The sequence below is a fragment of the Paenibacillus algorifonticola genome (assembly GCF_050481745.1).
GTDB lineage: Bacteria > Bacillota > Bacilli > Paenibacillales > Paenibacillaceae > Pristimantibacillus > Pristimantibacillus algorifonticola_A.
Window position 1 is genome coordinate 103,428 of record NZ_JBCNGR010000031.1, and the last position, 20,550, is coordinate 123,977.

Annotated in this window: 15 protein-coding genes and 1 pseudogene; 4 read left to right on the forward strand and 12 right to left on the reverse strand. The window is 53.0% G+C overall.

Annotated features, from left to right (window positions below; all coding sequences use genetic code 11):
• Window positions 1-59: 59 nt before the first annotated feature.
• Window positions 60-1,652, forward strand: coding sequence for a helix-turn-helix domain-containing protein (locus ABEW34_RS22985; protein WP_430161738.1), 1,593 nt, complete (start codon window positions 60-62; stop codon window positions 1,650-1,652).
• A gap of 140 nt (window positions 1,653-1,792) precedes the next feature.
• Here ABEW34_RS22985 and ABEW34_RS22990 read toward each other — a convergent pair whose 3' ends face one another.
• From ABEW34_RS22990 to lipA, 10 genes are all read right to left on the reverse strand, one after another.
• Entirely contained in the window at window positions 1,793-3,145 is a 1,353-nt protein-coding gene (locus tag ABEW34_RS22990; RefSeq protein ID WP_430161740.1) for an MFS transporter, read from the reverse strand.
• Window positions 3,142-4,476 (reverse strand): LLM class flavin-dependent oxidoreductase, encoded by a 1,335-nt coding sequence (locus ABEW34_RS22995; RefSeq protein ID WP_430161742.1) that lies wholly within the window; start codon window positions 4,474-4,476, stop codon window positions 3,142-3,144. The genes ABEW34_RS22990 and ABEW34_RS22995 overlap by 4 nt, the downstream gene beginning before the upstream one ends.
• A gap of 19 nt (window positions 4,477-4,495) precedes the next feature.
• Entirely contained in the window at window positions 4,496-7,708 is a 3,213-nt protein-coding gene (locus ABEW34_RS23000) for an IucA/IucC family protein (RefSeq protein ID WP_430161744.1), read from the reverse strand.
• Window positions 7,653-8,690 carry a 2,3-diaminopropionate biosynthesis protein SbnB gene (gene sbnB, locus ABEW34_RS23005; protein WP_430161746.1) on the reverse strand — a complete coding sequence of 346 codons (1,038 nt, stop codon included), beginning with the start codon at window positions 8,688-8,690 and terminating at the stop codon, window positions 7,653-7,655. Before sbnB ends, ABEW34_RS23000 begins: the two co-directional genes overlap by 56 nt.
• Window positions 8,687-9,682, reverse strand: a complete 996-nt coding sequence (gene sbnA, locus ABEW34_RS23010) for a 2,3-diaminopropionate biosynthesis protein SbnA (RefSeq protein ID WP_430161748.1) — start codon at window positions 9,680-9,682, stop codon at window positions 8,687-8,689. The genes sbnB and sbnA overlap by 4 nt, the downstream gene beginning before the upstream one ends.
• Window positions 9,683-9,687: 5 nt before the next feature.
• A complete protein-coding gene (locus ABEW34_RS23015; RefSeq protein WP_430161750.1) occupies window positions 9,688-11,529 on the reverse strand; it encodes an IucA/IucC family protein in 1,842 nt (613 codons plus the stop codon).
• Window positions 11,526-13,361: an IucA/IucC family protein gene (locus ABEW34_RS23020; protein WP_430161752.1), complete on the reverse strand. Its 1,836-nt coding sequence runs from the start codon at window positions 13,359-13,361 to the stop codon at window positions 11,526-11,528. Before ABEW34_RS23020 ends, ABEW34_RS23015 begins: the two co-directional genes overlap by 4 nt.
• Window positions 13,345-13,533: a hypothetical protein gene (locus ABEW34_RS23025; RefSeq protein WP_430161754.1), complete on the reverse strand. Its 189-nt coding sequence runs from the start codon at window positions 13,531-13,533 to the stop codon at window positions 13,345-13,347. Before ABEW34_RS23025 ends, ABEW34_RS23020 begins: the two co-directional genes overlap by 17 nt.
• A 142-nt stretch (window positions 13,534-13,675) precedes the next feature.
• A complete protein-coding gene (locus tag ABEW34_RS23030; protein WP_430161756.1) occupies window positions 13,676-14,458 on the reverse strand; it encodes a YutD family protein in 783 nt (260 codons plus the stop codon).
• A gap of 36 nt (window positions 14,459-14,494) precedes the next feature.
• A complete protein-coding gene (lipA, locus tag ABEW34_RS23035; RefSeq protein ID WP_099519069.1) occupies window positions 14,495-15,403 on the reverse strand; it encodes a lipoyl synthase in 909 nt (302 codons plus the stop codon).
• Window positions 15,404-15,664: 261 nt separating this feature from the next.
• Between lipA and ABEW34_RS23040 the strand changes: the two genes are divergently transcribed.
• The 3 genes from ABEW34_RS23040 to ABEW34_RS23050 all read left to right on the forward strand — a co-directional run bounded on the left by ABEW34_RS23040 (window position 15,665) and on the right by ABEW34_RS23050 (window position 18,407).
• Complete coding sequence (locus ABEW34_RS23040) at window positions 15,665-16,735, forward strand: M23 family metallopeptidase (RefSeq protein ID WP_430161758.1); 1,071 nt, start codon at window positions 15,665-15,667, stop codon at window positions 16,733-16,735.
• A 212-nt stretch (window positions 16,736-16,947) separates the two neighbouring features.
• Window positions 16,948-17,886 (forward strand): helix-turn-helix transcriptional regulator, encoded by a 939-nt coding sequence (locus ABEW34_RS23045; RefSeq protein WP_430161760.1) that lies wholly within the window; start codon window positions 16,948-16,950, stop codon window positions 17,884-17,886.
• A 32-nt stretch (window positions 17,887-17,918) separates the two neighbouring features.
• Window positions 17,919-18,407 carry a DinB family protein gene (locus ABEW34_RS23050; protein WP_430161762.1) on the forward strand — a complete coding sequence of 163 codons (489 nt, stop codon included), beginning with the start codon at window positions 17,919-17,921 and terminating at the stop codon, window positions 18,405-18,407.
• Window positions 18,408-18,516: 109 nt separating this feature from the next.
• Here the strand turns inward: ABEW34_RS23050 and yunB are convergent, their stop codons facing one another.
• The gene (yunB, locus tag ABEW34_RS23055; RefSeq protein ID WP_430161764.1) at window positions 18,517-19,713 is read right to left on the reverse strand and encodes a sporulation protein YunB; all 1,197 of its coding nucleotides are present in this window, start codon (window positions 19,711-19,713) and stop codon (window positions 18,517-18,519) included.
• 259 nt (window positions 19,714-19,972) lie between these two features.
• Window positions 19,973-20,550 (reverse strand): annotated as a pseudogene (locus ABEW34_RS23060) (IS110 family transposase); the annotation flags it as partial.

The following is a 20,550-nucleotide window of genomic DNA, read 5'->3' on the forward strand; positions in this document are numbered from 1 at the left end:
ATTATTCTTTTTTTAACAACCGATGCCTCTTACCAGACTAAAAGACTGGAGACGCCAAAATGAAACGTACAATGGTTTTTTTATCTTCCATTCATAAATACAGCAAACCAGCTCACACTTCTATCCAGCGAACGGCGCCCGCCCCGATGCTCGTCTTTCTTACCCGAGGCTCTGGCATCCTCTTTATGAACGGCTATGAGCGAAAGCTCGAAGCGCTTGAGCCGCTTCTACTGCTTCCCGGCATGTCCATACGCTTCCAAGCAGGTTGCGGAGACTTTGAATATTATGTGCTGATTCTAGATGCCGTTGGTATCGCCAAACAGCGCGAAAGCCGGAAGGTACAGCTTCCCGAGCTGCCGGCCGAGCTGTTTGGCAGCGGCATGAAGCTGCACAGCCAGCAGCAAATCTACGAGCGCATTGCACGCCTATATGAGACAGCCTCACAAGCCGATAAGTTCGAAAGCAAGCCTGAGCGCGAGCTGATGATCCAGCTGCAATTTCAGGAGCTTTACAGCACAGTCCTGCTGGAGCTGCTGGAGCTTAATCGCATTCCAACATCTGAGAAGGGCATGCAGGAAAGCATCAGCTACCTTCATAAACATCTGCATGAAAAAATCAATCTGGAGCAGCTTGCCAGTATCGCCATGCTGACGCCTACCTCCTACTCGCGCAAGTTTAAGAAGGTAATGGGCATCACTCCCTTTGAATACTTAGCAGAGCTTCGAGTCAAGGAGGCAAAGGCCCAGCTCTCGCTGAGTGGGGCGACTGTCAGGAGTGTCTCCGAGCGAATTGGCTTTGGGAGCGAATTTTATTTCAGCCGGGTGTTTAAAGCAGCGGTTGGCATCTCTCCCAATCTGTATATGAAGCGCCATCAATTAAAAATCGCGGTCGTCGCCTGCTCCAGCTTTGACGACAGCTTGCGCTCACTCGGCATTGTTCCGATAGCCAGCATGAACTGCTTCCGTTATCCCGGCATGGGAGAAGCCGAGCATCTGCGCAAAGTGAGCGGTCATTTACAGACGCTGATGCTGCTTAAACCGGACTTGATTCTCATCGATCGCTATCATCATAACTACGAGGAGCCGCTTAAACAAATTGCCTCCACCGCTTGTCTGGAGCATCATGCCGACTGGCGTATCGCCTTGCACAAAATTGCGGAGATGATCGGCTGCGAGCGAACCGAGCAGACGATGCTCAGCGAGCTGGCGCAGCAGACCGACGACGCCCGAAAGATGCTCGGCCGCTCCGTCGGCAGCGGGAGCCTGACGTTAATGCGGGTTACGCACAACGCCGTGCGCATTCAGGGAGCGCCGGACCATCCGCTCAACGAGCTGCTGTTCACCGAGCTCGGACTAACGGCGGGCAGCTCTTCTCCGGCCATTGACCACAAAGTCGAAATGCAGCCGGAGCAGCTTAGCGGCCTGTCCATTCAATCGGATTATTTGTTCGTACAGAAGCTTCACCATGGACCGAGCAGCGACCAAATTTTGCAGCGAATGCAAAGCAGCCCCTTCTGGAAAAAGCATGAGGCTGTCCAGAGCGGCCGTGTACGCTTCATTCCAAATTGGTATGCCATGTGCTGGACGCCGATCGGTCGCAAAACGATTATGGATTCGCTGCTCCTCTATACGGACGGACAGCATCATGCCTAGTTTTGCAACAAGGTGAAACGGCTGTCGCCGTCCTTTGACGGAGCGGCGCGTTTCATTCCGAGAAATAGAAAGAAGGGATAGCGCTGAGATATCCTTTCTCTCTATTTCAAAAAAAAGCCTATGCGGCCGCGCTAACGCGGCTACATAGGCTTTTTGAATGCTTCGCCCGCAGACCGGGGCGTAGAAGCGTTATTTTCAGGAGTGGCGATCGTGTCAGAAGGAGTTTCGGGATTTACTCCAGCATCGCTTCTGGATTTGCTGCTGCCTCCAAGCATTTTGTAGCTCCATCCGGCATTAAGCAGCATGAGAAAGGCAGACATGAGAAAAACGCCCCTTATGCCCACGTAGCCATAAGCTGCCCCAGACACGATGGGCCCAAGAACGGCCCCCAGACTGACTGCGCTCGTATCAAAGCTGTATGCCCGCGTCTCCATCCCCTTCGGCACATACTGCTTAATGAGCGTTCGCACCGTAGGAATGAGCCCGCCAATGAACATGCCCAGCAGAAACCGCAGCAGAAGCAGCTGCCAATAATAAGCGACAAAATAATGCAGCAGTACGACTACGCATGCGCCGAGCATCGAGTAGCTCAAAATGCGGTGCGGGCCTGTTCGGTCAGAGCGCCTGCCGAGCAGCGGCGCAAAAATCATATTGGACACGCCCGTAACCGAGCTGACCAGCCCTACATATAAAGCCAGCATGCCCGCCTCGCCATGCAGCTCCTTGACGAACAGCGGAATAAACGGCAGAGATCCGGTCAGCGCAAACTGAATCATGACGCTGACCGCCAGCAGCGCCGGAATTTGCCGGACCCGACATAACACGAGAAAGCCGCGGATCGTGGAAACATTTTGCTCGGAGCGCTGATCGGCCTTCACAAAATGATCCTTCACGACGATAGCAGTCAACAGTGCCGCTATAAACATCACCGTGCCCGTTATGAAAAAAACGCTGCGCAGCCCAAGCCACTCTGCCAGCAAGCCGCCAATAAGCGGTCCCATGACCGTACCGGAAATATTGCCGGAATGCAGCGTGCCCATGGCAAAGCCCATTCGGCTGCTCGGCGTATTCGTCGATACAATGGCAGTTGCCGAAGGTGAAAATCCGGCAAAAGCGCCATTGAGCAAACGAAGCAGCAGCAGCTGCCATGGCGCCTCGGCAAAGCCCATCATCGCAATGACGATGGCCATGCCGAAGCCTGCTCGCAGCAGCATCATTTTTCTCCCATAGCGGTCGGCTATTCTTCCCCAGATGGGTTGGCAAATGAATAAGGTCACATAATGGGCGGCGAATATCGCTCCGGCCCAAAATCCCGCCTCACTGACCGAGCTCACGCCCAAATCCTCAAGGAACAGCGGGAGAAAAGGGATGACCATCGTCGCGCTGCCCGTAACAAGAAAATTGCCGAGCCATAAAATGGTGAGATTCAGCCGCCAGTTAACCGCTGCCTGGTCTGCGCCACCTGCTCCGGCTGGCGCCCCTTTCCCCTTCACGCGTGGACGCCAGGCCGTGCCTCTACGCTGCGCCCGTAATGCTCCCGCAGTGTGCTGCCGGTATAATCGGTGCGGAACAAGCCGCGATTTTGCAGCTCAGGAATGACCTTGTCTACAAAGTCATCCAGCCCTGACGGCAGTGAAGGCGGCATTAAATTAAAGCCATCGGCTGCTCCTGCGACTGCCCAGCGCTCCATCGCATCAGCTATTTGTATCGGCGTGCCTGCCATGGAGAAATGGCCTCGTGAAGAAGCGGTGCGCATCATGAGCTGGCGAATGCTGAGCTTTTCCTGCTGCGCCATTTCAATAAACATTTGATGCCGGCCCTTCTGCGAATTGATTTGCTCCGTTTGCGGCAAGTCGGCATAGGGCAGCGGACCATCCAAAGGATAGGCAGACAGGTCTATGCCAAATAAATTAGACAGCCTATATAGTCCATAATCGATTTGCACCAGCTCATGCAGCTCCTGCTCCTTTTCCTTCGCCTCTGCTTCCGTATCGCCAATGATGGCGCAGAAGCCCGGCAAAATGCAAAGGCTATCCGTACTGCGGCCGTATTTAGCCATTCTCGATTTCAAATCGCTGTAAAAGTCGCGCCCGCCCTGCAGCGTATTTTGTGCTGTAAATACGGCCTCCGCCGCCATCGCGGCAAATTCCTTGCCCGTATCCGAAGCGCCTGCCTGCACAAGCAGCGGATACCCCTGCGGCATGCGCGGCAAGTTCAGCGGACCGCGAACCGCATAATGCTCACCCTTATGATCGATCCGCTTAATTCGCTCGGGATTCGCATATACGCCGGACTGCTTGTCAATGATGAGCGCATCATCCTCCCAGCTGTCCCATAGCGATTTGACGACCTGCAAAAACTCCTCGGCCCGGCGATAGCGCATCGAATGCTCAGGAAGCTGCTCGTCGCGGAAATTGAAAGCCGTTGTATTGCCGGTAGAGGTTACAATATTCCAGCCGGCCCGTCCACCACTGATGAGATCCAGGGAGGCGAATTTGCGGGCAATGTGAAACGGCTCATTATAAGTGGTCGAGGCAGTGCCAATGAGCCCGATATGCTTCGTTGCCATCGCAAGCGCAGACAGCAGCGTAAATGGCTCAAGCCCTTGAAGCACCTTGTATTGAATCGTAGGCGGCAGGCCATAGGAATCAGCGAGAAAAATCGAATCCAGCTTGCCCCGCTCCGCGGTCTGCGCCAGCTTTACATAATAATGCACATCGACTGCCCTCTCCGGGCTGCTGTCGGGATGCCGCCATGAAGCCTCATGATGGCCGGTGCTCATCAGAAATAAATTCAGATGCAGCTGCTTTTTCGTCTGGATCATCGCTCTCAGCTCCGTTTCTTTATTCAAGGTAAATGTGCTGCGGCTGCGAGTGGCTTAAAAACTGATGATGCGATATCGCCCAGCCGTAAGCACCTGCATAAGGAAATAACACAATGTCACCAACGCGCACCCGCTCGATATAGCTGTCACGCGCCAGCACATCTTTAGGCGTGCATAGCTCGCCAGCTATTGTTACCCGGCAATCAGACAGCTGGGGACGTTCAAAGGAATAGGGCCAGCTATCCACCGCTATAATGCGGAACGGATGGCTGTGCTGCCAGGATGCCGGCAGCCTGAAATGGTGCGTACCGCCGCGCAGCAGGGCGAAGCGGCTGCCATGATTATTTTTCACCTCGGCCACCTCTGCCGCGTAATAGCCGCAAGAAGCGACAATATAACGCCCGCATTCAAATACGAGCTTGACGCCAGCCGCGCATAGCGGAGCAATCTGCTCCCGCAGCCCGTCCGTGAACCGTTCCCACTCGAATTGGCGCAGCAAATCTGCATAATTGACGCCAATTCCACCGCCTACATTGATGTAAGCGATGTTCAGATGGAACTGCTCGGTCCACTCAGCAGCGCGGCGGCAATAAAAGGCGAGCAGCTCCAAATGCCGATCGACGCTCAAATTATTCGATAGGGAATGGAAATGAAAACCATCGATTTTGATATGGCTTAACGTGCGAGACAGCCCCAGCAGCTCGGGAATTTGCTGCTCATCATTGCCAAACTGCGATTTCCGGCCAGCCATTACGAGCTTTGCATCCGGCAAAGGGATGCTTACATTTACGCGCAGCAGCACCGGCATGATTTTCCCGCGCCTCGCGGCAAGCTCATTCAATCGCAGCAGCTCATGCCTGCTTTCCACATGAATATGGCGAACCTTTCGCTCCATAGCCTCCATTAGCGCTTCATCGGTTTTGACGGGACCCCCATAAATAATCGGAATGGCCGCATCCACCTCGCGCGCTTTGCGGATTTCGCCTGCGGAAGCCGTCTCAAACCCATGAACATAAGGAGCAAGCGCTCCTATAATAGGTGCCTCGGAGTTTGCCTTCAGCGCATAAAACAGCTGGCAGAAGTCCGGCAGGCTGGCAGTCAGGCGGCTAATATGCGTGCGAAGCTCAGCCAAATGGTACAAATAAGCGCAATAGGGCTGATCGGACTGCTCCTGCTTATCCGACATTACCCGCTTCAGCACGGAGGCAGCAATCGGCTCGTCCCTGCGATCTGCCACCGCATAAAGCGGATTTGGCAGCGTAACATAGGACGGATTTTCGCCGCGCTGGCTGAACCAGCTGGACAAATTCGCTTTGGCTGGCAGCTCGGGGGTATGAAATAAATCGGTCATATACGGTTCAGCCCGGCTCAGCCATGAAGAACGGCGAAGCGTATAATGAACGGTTTGCCACAGCGCCAATTCCTCTACATCCAGTGAATAAGCGATGGCATGAATGAGATGGCCGAAATGGTTGACGAGCACATAATATTTAAATCGATCCCATGCCTGCTTGTCTGCATAAAGTGCCGGATGGCCCTGAGGCAGTGTAAAGGCAGTCTGCCCAGTAGAGCTGTTCCCGCGTGCTCCGTTACTGGTCTTTCTACCGGAAGCTGGCTGCCCATGCCGCTCTTCGCTAAGGCTGGTCCCTTCCAAATCACGGACGTAAAAACGTGCCGGCCAGCCCCGCTCTAATGCAACTAGCGAGTTTTGCACATGGGCTTCCATGCTGACTCCATGCTCTGCAAATAGCCAAATCAGCGGTACCAGTGATATTTCAACATACTGCTCCAGCCATTGCTGGGCAAAGGAAAGATCAGGGGCCGCCTGCCGGGCATCTGCGGCAAGCTGGATGAAGGCGCGTATCGGCGCAGACCTCGGTTCCGCTCCCTCCTCAAGCAGCGCGGCGACTACTAGCGGGCTAGCCGCTTCTTCAGGTTCATGGCCCAACTCCATATAGGCCGGATTGCGGCGGAATACGACGCCAAAGCTCGCGGCAAGTTCCGCCGCTTCTGCAGCGCTTATAGCAGCCTCTAGAGATTCAGATGGCACATCCTCCAGTAAATTAATCGTCTGATAGCCTTCTTCAAGGATAATATGGAATGTTTCTCCAAACGGGCTGCTTTGCTCCAGCTGTGCGAGAATTCGGCTGGCCTCAATGGTTCGAACCAGCTGCTCTGTCGGATTATTTCTCACAAAATGAGTAATTCGCACTTGCAGCGGCAGCTTGATCATATAGGGGCTCTGCACATCCCAAACGGTGCGTACAGATGAGGTCGGCACCACTTCATTTCCTAGCGGGCCCAAATGCACAAGTCCGCCTTGCTCCATGAGCCGCTCAACCACAGGCAAGCGGAGCAAATACTCCGCCTGCCAAGGATGGACCGGCATAAGAACGTAGTGCTGGCGAGCAGCAGGCAGCAGCTTCAGTGCAGCAAGGCGCACCTTCTCAGGGGTAACAGGTTTGCCCTTCTCGCCCCTTGCTTGATCTCCAATCCACTGCTGCTGCACGAGCTCCGGCTCTGCGGCAAAATAATGCAGCGTAAACGCAGCGCCAAGCTCCGGAGCGTAGCGGACTTTATCGTCCACCGTAAATCCCTGCGAGCTTTTGGGGGCAGGATGGAACGGATGGCCCTGCAGCATCGACTGCTCTGCCAGCCTTATTCGCCCGCTGCCATGCGTCCTCGCAAGCTGGATTCTGCCACTGCCTGACTCCTCTAAGAAGTGGCTCATATTGCTCAATGAGCTAGCAATTTGCGCCAGGAACGCTTCTTCTTGGCTTGCATCTCGGCTTCCGCTCGCAAGTGCGAGCTCGGCCACAATCATCGCTGCTAACCCAGCTGCATCATCCAGCCTGCTGAACGGGGCATGACGTGCTGCCCTTCCTGTCCCCTCCACCAGCCACAGCGAATCGCCATATTTGTGATGGCCCATCGCCGATAGCCAGCGAATAGAACCGACAATAGCCACGCAGGAATGAGGCAGCTCCAGCATAAATGCCCCAAGGCCTCCTTCACGAGCGACAGCTGCCTGAAGCTCCGTCGGCAGCTGCTGCTCTGGATGAAGAAGCGGGCGAAAATGTCCCGCTTCCCGCATATACGCATTGAGCAGCCGCTCCACATGCGCTTGCTCCGCTATTGCCGGCGGAGCAGCGATTGTTTTCCGCTCACTCATAGCATCACCCTGCAGATGGCGCAGCTTGCTCAGCTCCGAACAATTCCAGCTCGCTGCCAATGCCTGCCTCTCTCGCCTTCCGATAAATTTCCGCGGCGCTGGCAATGTCCTCAATAGCCATGCCCATTGGATTGAGCACGATGATTTCCTCATCGTTCTCGCGTCCTGGCTTGCGGCCAGCAACCAGCTCGCCCAGCTCGCCATACAGCTGCTCACGCGAATAATTGCCCTCCGTGACGAGCTGATGAATAATTTTTTTCTCCCGGTTCGCCTGCTGCCAGTCGTCAACGACGATTTTGTCCGCGCGGAGAAAAACATCCTTTTGCAAATCCATAATCGAAATATTGCTGACGAAGGCGCCTTTTTGCAGCCATTCGAATGGAATATACGGCTGGTCGGCGACCGTGCAGGTGACAATCACTTCGCCGCTGCGCACAGCCTCTTCCGCACTCCCCGCAACCGTAATATCCACATGATTGAAGCGCTCGCGAAGGCGCTGAGCGAAACGCTCCGCCGCTGCAGCGTTCAAATCATAAAGCTGCAGCGTCTTTATAGCAGGAAACTGCTCAAGCATCGCCTGCATCTGCATGCCAGCAATTGCGCCGCAGCCGATGCAGCTTAAAGCGGCAAACTGCTTTTTAGCCAAATAACGGGTGCCAATAACGGTAACGGCTGCGGTGCGCATGCCGCTAATCAAGCTCGCCTCCAGTATAGCTATCGGATAATTGCTCTGTGGATCGTTCAGCACAATGACGCCGCTTGCCCGCTCAGCTCCAAGCCGGGATGGATTGTCATGCTTGCTTCCGATCCATTTAATGCCGGATACCGGCTCGTCTCCGCCCAAATGCGCGGGCATGGCTATAATTCGGTCGGCAATATGGCCGCTTTGTTCATTGACGCGCAGATACGGCTTCAGCGGCTGAACGAAATCCCCTTCCGCATGCAGCGCAAGTGCATGGCTGACCGCCTGCACATACAGCTCTGACGAATCGCCTCCCGCCCGGCGAATATCCTCGCGGTTCAAATACAGCATTTTGTTCATACTAGTGCTCCTCCTGTTTGTTCGAGCATACTGACCCAATCATCGTTATAAATCGTATCCATGTAACGGTCCCCACGATCGGGGAATACGGTAACAATCGTCGAGGACGGAGAAATAGACGGCAGCAGCTTGCCTAATGCAGCAATAATCGACCCCGTAGAGCCTCCTGCAAAAATCCCCTCTTGTCCCAGCAGCTGCTGGCAGCCGGCTACCGATTCCAAATCGCGCACATAGATGACCTCATCAATTTCATCCCTGCTGAGCAGCTCCGGCACGCGGCTTGCGCCAATGCCAGGAATTTCTCTCGTTCCCGGCGGGCCGCCGAATATAACGGAGCCCGCCGCATCCACTGCGATTACTTTCATATGCGGATTCGTCTCGCGCAGCCGCCGGGCAAAGCCCAAAATACTGCCGGTCGTGCTGACCGCACAAACCAAATAGTCTATTTTTTCATCGATTTGCTCGATAATTTCACTCGCCGCAGTAGAATAGTAGGCTTTCCAGTTCCACTCATTGGCGTACTGATTGATCCAGTAGGAATCCTGAATTTGGCCCAGCAGCTCGTTAACCCGCTGAATCCGCGTTTTGAGATAGCCGCCCTGCTCATCCTTGACGGTCACCATATCAATGCTCGCGCCCAAGCTTTTCATAATTTGCAAATTCGTTTTTGATATTTTCGGATCGACAACACAGGTCAGCTTTAGCCCCTTGATCTTCGCCACCATCGCCAGCCCGATGCCGAGATTGCCGGAGGTGCTTTCGATTAAATGCGTATTCGGCCTGATTAAGCCGCTATCGAAGCCCTGCTCAATCATATACAGTGCAGATCGATCCTTCATGCTGCCGCCCGGATTCATCATCTCCAGCTTGGCGAACAGCCGGACGCTTGAGTCTGGAAAAATTCTTTTCAGCCGTACAAGCGGTGTTCCGCCCACACAATCTACTACGGAGGTCACTCCTGACTCTTGCTTGTGCACCGTTTTCACATTCATCTAGTTCACACTCCCGTTTCTCTCATAGGATATAGCGGATTGAAGACAGCATGATTGCGGATTACATGCTCCCCGAACAGCCTGCGCCTTGTTAACTGCCCGACCTCTATCGTTTCAGCAAATAGATCATAGCGCTCTGCCTTATGCGGACCGAATGCGCTCAAATAGCTTTGGATCGGTGCCGCAGCGGCTTGCCAAAACGCTGTTTCCTCCAGCCCGTAATGCTCCTCCAGCACGAGACAAAGGTCAGCAAGCATTATTTGTAAAAAAGAATCCATCAGAAAATTGCGAATCTTATGAACATTATTCGTTTCCATTGGCGACGTGCTGTAGCTGTTAGGATGCAGCGGATCGGAGTCAAGCATTTGCTCAGGTCTCGATTCCCGCTCGCCATCGCGTGTATGGAAACGCACACCGCCGGGCAAATCCCGAAGCGCAATTCGCGAAGGCACGCCTTGCCTGTGGATGAGCACTAAGTTTTGGCCATGCGATTCCATGGCAATTCCGTGCTCGAACAGCAGATGGATGAGCGGAAGCATGCTGATTGAAAGCAGCTTATCCAGCCAGCTTCGAAGTCCTTCGCGCTGCACCCAGCTGTCGATAAATGGCTTGCCGTCTGCGCCAATATGGCATAAAACGGTAAACGGTGCAGCCTCCTCGCCCTCCTCCAGGTGGACATAGACGCTCTCGCGCCATATGGCGCCAAGCGTTCCGTAGCCCGCGGCCCGTACAGGGCCTGGCAATAAATTGTAGCGGAAGGATACGCCAGCATGCTCCTTGAGCAGCACGAGCTTAAGCTCATCGTGCAAATAGCGGTCACCAGCCACAATGCTTTCAAGCCAATCCGATAAAATCGGCGCATTCGTTACATGATGCGTTCCGAGAAGACGTACAGCGGATGTATTGACGATGCTGATCGCGGTTTTGACATTATTTTTGAACCGGTTATTACGATTGGACAACGAACGGATCGACTGCTGCGGAGAATAATAATCTCCATCTTCACCGAGCACAACCATACGCCCGCTGGCCATGAACCGGAAATATAGGGGAGCGATTTTCTCCCGCCACTGCCAAGGATGAACCGGGACGAACGTAAACTCCGCCGCCGCAAGCCCTTGCCGCTCCAGCTTTTGTACAAACCTTGCAACCGTCTCCTCGCCAAGCTCACGGGCAATATGCTCCGTCCATGAACGATCCTGGGAAACGGCAAAAATCAGATCCTCCTTATGGACCGCTAGCCATACCAGCTGGAACCGTCCATGAAATTCGGGGCCATACTGCGCATTATCCTCCAATTGAAAGCCGATTCGCGATTTGAAGCAAGGATGATACGGATGCGCCTCAATAACGTCGCCTTCCAAATCCGCCAGCTCCCGGCTGCCGCTAACCGGATGAAGCAGACGGTGACTGCGGGCAGCCGCTTCCTTGACCAGCGTCTGCTCGATCTCCTGCGTGAAGCGCTCCAGGTGCCGCGGCTCCTCCACCATCGCAGAAACGATTTCCTGCAAAAATAACGCAATATCCTCGGCTTCCTGCCCGATTCCATCCTGATGCTCCGCTGCCTGCCTAAACAGCGGCTGATCGGTTAAGCGAAGCTTGCCGAAGCTCAGCTTGCGCCTGAATGCACAGTGATAATAGACGGGATGCCCCTGGGCATCCGTTCCTGTAATCGTAATTTCTTCCGCTCCATCAGCAGCGATGCGGCTGTCGTAAGCAATCATCTGCTCATACAGAAGCGCCTCCAGCAGCTGACGGAATACACGCCGCCGCGCTGGCGGATAAACCTCCGAATGGACAATCTCCTCTATCCCCGCCTCGGGCTGCGTCAGCTCAAGTGCCTTCATTTCTTGTTCTCCTCCTCTATGCAGTCCGATTGGACACGGCTAGCTTCACAGTCAGCTTTGCGATTACTGTCACGGTAACCAGCCAAGGCATTCGCAATCCAGTGATCCCGCTCTCCGCCATCTCCTCGCAGTCTGCGGGCAGCAAGCAGCCCGACGAAAACTTGATTTTCAAACAGATCATAGGCCTGAAACTGCTCTGCCAGCTGCGGAAAATCCCGTTCATACTGGCCGATCGCACCCGCAACTGCCTGCCAGAAATGCTGCTCCGCGAATGAATAATGCTTATACAAAAACAATGCCAGCTCCGACAAATTCACAAAAAACAAAGCGTTATGCACCACGTCCCGAACCTCATGCTTAACCTCCGTTTCCGGCAAAGCCGCAGGGTTTGCATTTTCTCCGTTATAAAATAATACGCCACCGGAAAAGTCCTTTACGGCGAGCCGCGACGGTACGCCGCTGCGGTGCAGCAGCACGAGATTTTGCGCATGCGCTTCAACTGCGGCCCCATGAGCGAACAACAAGTGGAGCAGCGGACGCAAGACAACTTCCAGTAGTTGGTGAAGCCATACCTCTACTCCTGATGCTTGCACCCATGATGCGATAAAGGGCTGCCCGCCCTGCCTGACATGGCATAGCGCCGTAAATGGAACTGCCTGCTCACCCTGATCGGCATAAAGATGGACGCTGTCCCGCCATAAGGCGCAAAGCGTTCCTTCTGCCCGCCCGCGCACGGACTGCGGAAGCCGTTCATAACGATAAGAAACACCGAGCCGCTCCTGCAATAAAATCAGCCTCAGCGTTTCGCTCAAATACCGATCCCCCGCCACCATAGCCGCAAGACGGGCCGAGGATCTCGGACCATTCCTCGCATGCCGCGGACTAATTGTCCGCATCGATGATGTATTGCGAATGCTAAGCGGCAATTTAATCGACAGCCCCTTGAGCTCTGTGCGGTTAGCTAAGGTGCGAATGGACTGTTGGGGCGAATAGAGGTGACGGCTTCCACCTAATACGACGATTTTCCCTGAAGCGATCTCCTTGAAAAATAAACCGGAGAGCACCTCCCGCCACTGCCATGGATGTACGGGCATATAGACATAATCCTTTGGCTCTCTGCCCCTCTGCTCCAATTGCTGCTCCCACTGCGTGAGCAGCTCCGTGCCAACGTCTGCAAGGATAAGCTCTCGTCCATCTCCCCCTTCGGACGACGTCATTTCCACATCCTCCTGCCAGACGGCGAGCCAGAGCAGCCGAAACTGTGGATGAAATTCCGGACTGTACGCCTCGTTATCAGCCATCGAAAATCCGATTCTCGACTTGAAGCATGGGTGGTACGGATGCCCTTCCAGTACATCTCCCTCAAGCTCGTCGTAGCTGCGGTTGCCGCCCCGTTTATTCCCCTCCTCGCTTACCCGCTGCAAGGCAGCGGCTTCCTTCAGCAGCGTCTGTTCCAGCTCTGCGGCAAAGGCGCTGATCTGGCTAGGTGCCTCAGCAAGTGAGCGAGCCATTTCCTCCAGAAAGAGGGCAATATCCTGTGCCTCTTCCTGCCTCCCATCCTGATGGCGATTTATGATGCTGTTCGTCAGCTTTATTTTCCCAAAACTTAGCATTTTTCTGCCTTGGCAGCTATAATGGATCGGCCGCTCTTGATCATCGCGACCGAAAATAAGTATTTCCAGCTGGCCATCCCGCTGCTCTGTGCATGTGAACGCGGGGAGCCTTTCAAATACGAGCGCTTCAATCAGTTGGGTGAACACCCGCCTTCTCGCCCTCTGAAAAGCCTGTGAGCTTGCCAGTTCGCCTATTGCTGCCTTATTCGCGTAAGCCATTCCCGTTCGAAGCACCTCCTGGAATTTTTAATTGATTTTCATTATCAATGATATCGACAACGACTACGACCGTCCATGTAGCATTTTGTCCGATTTTACCAATTGCAGTTAAACCAAGGTGAAACGGCTGTCGCCGTCCTTTGGCGGCGCAGCGCGTTTCAGTCTGAGACATATAAGTCCTATTTATAAGCTGCAACTTATAAATTCTTATATTTGCAAAAAAAAAGCAGGAACCTGGATGAACTCCAGCATTCCTGCTTTATTAAACCTTTAATTAAACCATTAATTAAACCTACACCTGTACAGGGGCCTGCTTACTCCGCTGTTGACTCGGAATGATTCGGTTTCGGCGCGCGGTTTTTGCCGCGGTAAGGTGATTTCTGGCGCTGCGGCTGAGCCGGCGCCCCTTCATTGCTCTCAGCAGAAGCGGCGATTTCCTTGCTTGCCGCAAGTCCTCTTGGCGGCTTCTTGCCGCCGCTGCGATCTGTACGCTCTCCGCTGCCGCCACTGCCGCCATTCGGTCGGTAGCTGCGGCGCTCACGCTGCTTGCCCCCGCTGCGCTGCGCGGAATCCTCGCTGCGAATGCCGGAGCTGCCGCGCGAAGTATGACTCTGGCCTTGCTGGCTTTGCTTTTGACCCTGAATCAGAGCACGTGCGTCGCCAGGAGACTTGGCTGCCGGAGTCGCAGCCTGCACAACTTGGCCGTCTTCCTCCAGCCCCACCGATTGAAAAGCTTCCTCCAGCGCCATGAACAGCTTGTCGTTGAGATCAGCCGTCAGCGCATCCTCCTCATCCACTTCCTCAAGCTCGGGAGACTGCTTCACGCTTCCGGTCTTCTCCAGCACAAAGTAAGGGCAGCCGAAGTTGCAATATTCATTAATGTAATCCGATGCATACGAAAACATCGTATCACGAGTCGACTTCATATGGTTGTCTTTAAAAAAACCTTTCAGGCGCAGCTGGCTATAGCCCCAGTCGCCCACGATATAATCATACCGCTCCAGCACTTCGCTGTAGCGGGCACGAAAGGCCTCTTGATTCCAGCCGTTTCTATTCTCATGAACAAGCTCATAAATTTTACCACCGATTTGAATCAAGACGACTTCCCACCTCTCGAAGCTTCAGTTCAAGCCTTATACGCTGCTCAGCTCGCGCTCTTCAGCGGCAACAGCGGAATCCGTCTGCTCATGCGCATGATAGGAGCTGCGAACGAGCGGGCCGGACTCAACATGCCGGAATCCACGCTTCAATCCTTCTTCCTTCAAAGCGGCAAATTCATCGGGATGCACGTAACGTACTAGCGGCAGATGGTTTGGCGTTGGCTGCAAGTATTGGCCTAAAGTCAAAATATTGCAATCCACGGCACGCAAATCATCCATCGTTTTCAAAATTTCTTCAAACGTTTCGCCAAGGCCTAGCATAATGCTCGACTTCGTCGGAATTTTCGGATTCATCGCCTTCGCGCGTTTGAGAAGCTCCAGCGAACGGGCATATTTGGCCCGGGCACGCACGCGGTCAGAAAGACGCTCAACCGTTTCAATATTATGGTTCAAAATATCAGGCTTCGCATCCATGACCACTTGAAGCGCAGCTTCATTGCCCAGGAAGTCTGGAATAAGCACTTCGACGCGGCAAAACATAACGCGCTCGCGGATCGCTTGAATCGTTCCGGCAAAAATCGAGGCTCCGCCATCCTTCAAATCATCACGTGCAACGGATGTTACGACGCAGTGACGCAACCCCATCTGCTCAGCTGCTTCAGCAACGCGTTCCGGCTCCTGTGTATCAAGCTCCGTCGGCATACCCGTCTTCACCGCGCAGAAGCGGCAAGCCCTCGTACAAATGTCACCTAATATCATAAAGGTTGCTGTACGATTCGCCCAGCATTCATAAATATTTGGACAGCGCGCTTCCTCGCATACCGTATGCAGCGTCTTGGTGCGCATCATGTCCTTTATTTCGGCGTAATTGCCGTCAGTCGTTAATTTAATGCGAAGCCAATCGGGCTTCGGCAGTTTTTCTGTTTGTTTGGTTGGTTTCATCCGGCATCCCTGCTTTCACTCCATTTAACAAGGTCGTATCTTCAAACGCTCTAATGATCCCGTTTCAAGATAAGCCCTAGCCGTATCACTTTCGCTATTATAGCATGTTTCTTCCCTATGTAGCACGTTATCGCACATTAGATTCATTCGAATTTCAGATAAAAGCCATACAGATTTACGATGGATAACGAGTGTGCTCGCTTCGCATAAAAACCAATGATTTGCAAAACCTAACCATTAAGCGATACAGCTACAGAAAGGATGGACAGCTTGAAACAGACCGTACGATTTGCAGCAGCACTTACACTTTCCGCCTGCCTATTAACCGGGCACACCGGGCAAGTCCTTGCGGCGTCCCGACCAGCAGAGCATCTGGATGAAGGCCTTTTGCCAGTCCATTCCGCGCAGACCACGCCCAAAGCTGCCGAAGTGTTCGCTACCCGGCAAACGTTGTACGACAAATTAAGCTTGATGACGGGCATACCCTGGCCCCAGCTTGCCGCTATTGATCAATATGAGCGCACGCTGTCCAGCGCACGCCCCAAAATGCGGCCGCTTCTAGGTCAAACCGTTGGCGTCTTTATTGAACAGGATCAATGGAGCGGCCTGCTGAATCCGAATAAAGCCGATGTATCGCCGCTTTCCATTCGCTGGTTCAATGGCATTGGCCGGGACGGCAATGGCGACGGGCTAGCGGAACGCACCAATGATTTCGATTTGTTGTATGCGATAGCAAGCAAAATTTTGCAGCATGGAACGACTGAGGACGATTTGGCCATTGGGCTATGGGAATATTATCATAACAGCCGCTCCGTCCAGCGTATTCAGCAGTTTACGCGTATTTATGAAGCGTTTGGACGACTGGATCTGTTTGAGCATGCTTTTCCGCTGCCAGTCGGGAATAACTATTCTTATAAAAGCACTTGGGGCAACGCCCGCAGCTGGGGCGGCAGACGCAGCCACGAAGGCACCGATCTATTCGCTGGCCACGGCCTCTCTGTCAAAAGCACCTGCTATGGCATTATCGAGGTGAAGGGCTGGAACCCGTTCGGCGGCTGGCGCATTGGCATCCGTGATCTCAACAATTATTACCATTATTACGCTCACCTATCCGGTTTCGATAAATCGCTCGCCGCCGGAACGGTAGTCAAGCCGGGACAAGTGATTGGCTGGGTCGGAAGCTCAGGCTATGGCAAGCCGGGGACCCAGGGCAAATTCCCGCCCCATCTCCACTACGGCATATACCGCGACCGCGGACTCATCGAATGGTCCTTCGATCCGTATCCGCTGCTGAAGGCATGGGAGCGCGAGGAACTGCGACGAAAAAGGTAAACAAGGTGAAACGGCCGTCGCCTTTCTTGACGGCGCGGCGCGTTTCATTCCGAGAAAATTCGTACCGCTAATTGCTGGCCGCTGGCTGGCAGCTAGCGGTTTTTTTTCATCGTCAGCAGCATTATTTTTAGTGAGCAGCCTGTTTTAATGGTGACAAACATGTTGTCACTAATGGCATGCTATACTGGGTTAAAAAGGGAGGGAGGCTCCGTTTGAAAAGAAATGATCGCCTCATTGCCATTATGATGGCTTTGCAGCAGCGGCCCGAGACGGCACAGGCTTTGGCCAGCAAGCTTGAGGTATCCAAACGAACGATTCTTCGCGATATGCAGGCGCTGGCCGAAATGGGAATACCGCTATATGCGCTATCGGGACCTGCAGGAGGCTTCCGATTAATGGAGGGCTATAAGCTGCCGCCGCTGCATTTCGATTCGCAGGAAGCGCTCGCTGTGTTATTTTCGCTGAATGCCATGACCAAAATGGCCGATACTCCTTTTAACCAAGCACGATTTACAGCTATTGATAAAATTCGGGCCACCATGCCAGAGCATATTTTGCAGCATATAGAGCCGATCTTGGATCGTTTGGAAATTTCGATTCCCGATCGGAGCTACAAAACGCCGCTTTTAGAGAAGCTGCTGAAATATGCAGGAACGTCGATCTGGATTCGTGCCTTCTACCGCTCCGAGCAGCATCAAAGGTCGCTTGAGCTGCTGCCCCTTCGGCTCTACACAGCGCATGGCTTCTGGTACTGTGAAGCTTATTCCGTCGTGCATGAGGAACAGCGAACGTTCCGCATCGACCGTTTTGTGGAATTGGAGCCCATTGAGCCGCCACTAGCGGCTTCAGCGTACTTGGACAAGGCCGCATCGTCTGAAAATAACACCGTGAAGCTCGTACACATCGCTGCCCAATTAACGTATAGGGGAGCTTTGCTCGCTGAGCAAGACCCCCACTTTGGACAGCTGGTCAAGCAGGTCGATGGCCAGCTTTGGAAGCTTGAAATGGATTTGCCCATGTCCGAATGGGACTGGGCCATTCAGTTTTTCACCTATCTCGGCATGGATGCTGAAGTCATGGAACCGTCTGCGCTGAGGGAAGCCATCTATCAACGAGTATGCCAGCTCGCTGCCCGCTATGAGCAGCAGTAAACAATATCTGATCAAACAAGGAGACGATTCAGATGTCAGGAACATTTGCAGTTAGAAATCATTTGCTAGAGGAGCTGGAACTGTCCGTTCGGACAAGCTGCTCCTTAATTGCCCAAATCGGGCCAACCGAGTGGGACTTTCGTCCGCAGGACAATATGCGTTCACTGATGGAGCTCGTTCATCATTTGGTAGCTATTCCGGCGAGCGATCTTGCCATTTTGCAGGAAAAGTCAGAGCATGAAGTCGTGGCGATTGAAAATGGAGCCGCTGGCATCACTAGCCCAGACGAGCTGATTCAACGTTTTCAAACCAATCTTGAAACGTTCAAACAGTATATCCTTTCCTTAAGCGAGGAGGAACTGCTGAATAAATCCTCTAAAGCCTATTATTTGGAGCATGGCATGGTTCAGGTCAAATGGCTGATTGAGGTCACTACCCATACGTTCCACCATCGTTCACAGCTTTACAACTACTTGAAGCAAAATGGACATGACTTGAATTTCTTCATGCTTTACATGTAATTCAGCTACTACTGGTATACGAATGAATCACTAATGCCACTGTTGCGACGATTGCATCAGTGGCTTTCCATTTTTCAGCTCCCGTATTGCAGGCTCCTTGCGTCTGCTTCTAATGCTCGCTCTCATTGTCTGCACTCGGCGCAGGCAGCACTGGTGCCTCAATCTGCTCCTCCAGCATGCTGCCATCCGATGGCTGCGTAACTCCGCTTCCCTTTGACAGTGGCAGAGCAATATTAGGGGCACCAGGGGCAGAGCTGCCAACTGGATTGCCTTTGTTGTCGTAATAATACATCGGGACGTCGCCAACGACGAGCAAATAGGAAATCGGAATTTCCGTCTCCACCATTTGCGGCTCCGTTTCGAACGGAATAATGATAGCAACCTCCGCGACAATATGAATATACACCTCGATTAAAATCATATTGATGCCTGCATTTTGCTGGCGTGTGCTGAGATCTACTTTAACCGCGCCGACTGGCTCAAATTTGACGGGAACACGTGGACCATAAGACGCGATAAGCGGACTGCCCAGCGCATTGCCAATCGGGATATGCTCGGGAATTTCCTTAAGATGCTCAAGCGTCGATTGCACCGTTTCAATCGTCTGCGCCCTAATTTTCGTATGCTCGTTATAGTTGAGCATAAACCCCGACACTTTGCCGTTGCTGTTCATTTTCCAATCGACCAGCTTCTCGAACTCGGAGTGGCTGGCCACCTGCTCCGTCGTCGCTTTATTAATTGCCTGCGTTGCTACCTGCTTGATTCGCAATTGGGCAACCTTAGTAAGCGGCTCGCGCAAATGCTTATCTACGTATAAAAAAGACTGAATGCCGCCAATGAGCAGCGTCAGCACAATAATGGCAATCCATATTTTGAGCTTCCGCCTTGGTGACTTTGGCCGCGAGCCCCAGCTTCCTCCTCCAGTCGACTGTGACTGTCCAGGCTGAAAAGCATCGTAGGTCGCTCGGCGGGCTGCAGCGGGCCCAGATTGCGATTTTGCTACAAATCCGCTATGTTTGCTGCCTTTGCCAAGCAGCGGCTTTTTCACTCCCCAGCTTCTTGGGCGACTAGCGGCGGGGCTAGTACGGCTCCCTCTGCCCCAGCTTTTAGGCCAGCTCATGCTTGCGCTGGCAAGCTTGCCACTGCCCCAGCTTGTGCCGCTGCGGCTGCCTGCATTTCCGCTTGCGTTTCCACGGCTGCTCCAATTGAACGTCTTCACCCGCCGCAGCGGCAGGCCAGGCCAGGATAGCTTTCGATTGCGGTTCAACAGCTGAAGCAGTCCCCATTTTCTCCCCCATCTTGCCATGCTTCTATCGCCTCCCGCCCTAAGGATCGTCCCACTTCGTATTCAAGCTTATGCTTGGCTCGGATAAAAAAGAAGAAAAGCCGCTCTCTGTCTATGAAAATAAAGTTTTAGACTGAGAAAATTAAGTGTTAGACCGACATCTATGTCAAAAAGGATGAGGTATATCTCGCGGAGAAGGCTATAAATAGCCGGAATTGCTAACAAGAAAAGGTTCAGTAATAAAAAAATGCTGTTGTACAGCAGCATCTGGTTGAGCTAAAAGATGCTCTTGGTACTGAAGGAGTAAATCGATGTATAACACTAAGCTTATCAAATGGCTATTGCAGCCTACTTTCTGAAAAGGATTGTTAGCTGCAGCTGCCAGGATAAGGCTTGCTTTTTCGTCAGCCCAGCGATCAGATCGACTTGGGCATAGGCATGTAATTGTGTTGGCGATATTCGCTTCTCCAGCAACTTGAAAGGCAGAAGGAGTCGTAAATTGCTCAAGAAGTTGCAGAGAAACTCTGGAATAGAGGTCACCGAAGATACCTCTGTAGTCTGGGAATACCTGATCTAAAACGGCTTGGAACTGAAGTTTTACCTGTACATACATTTGCGTAAGAGAGTCATACTGACGCGTTAAATGTCTAAGATTCAATAATTGAACGCCACGTTTTTTATGGTCTTCAAATTCCTCTTTGTAATACAGTTCACATAGCCGGAAGGCATCAACCGCATCCGTTTTCACTTTGCGTAGACTTGATTTCTTGGCTTGATGTGAAATGAGAGGGTTTACGACTAAGAACAAGATGCCGTGCTCCTCTAAATACTGTATAACATGCTGAAAACAAAATGGAT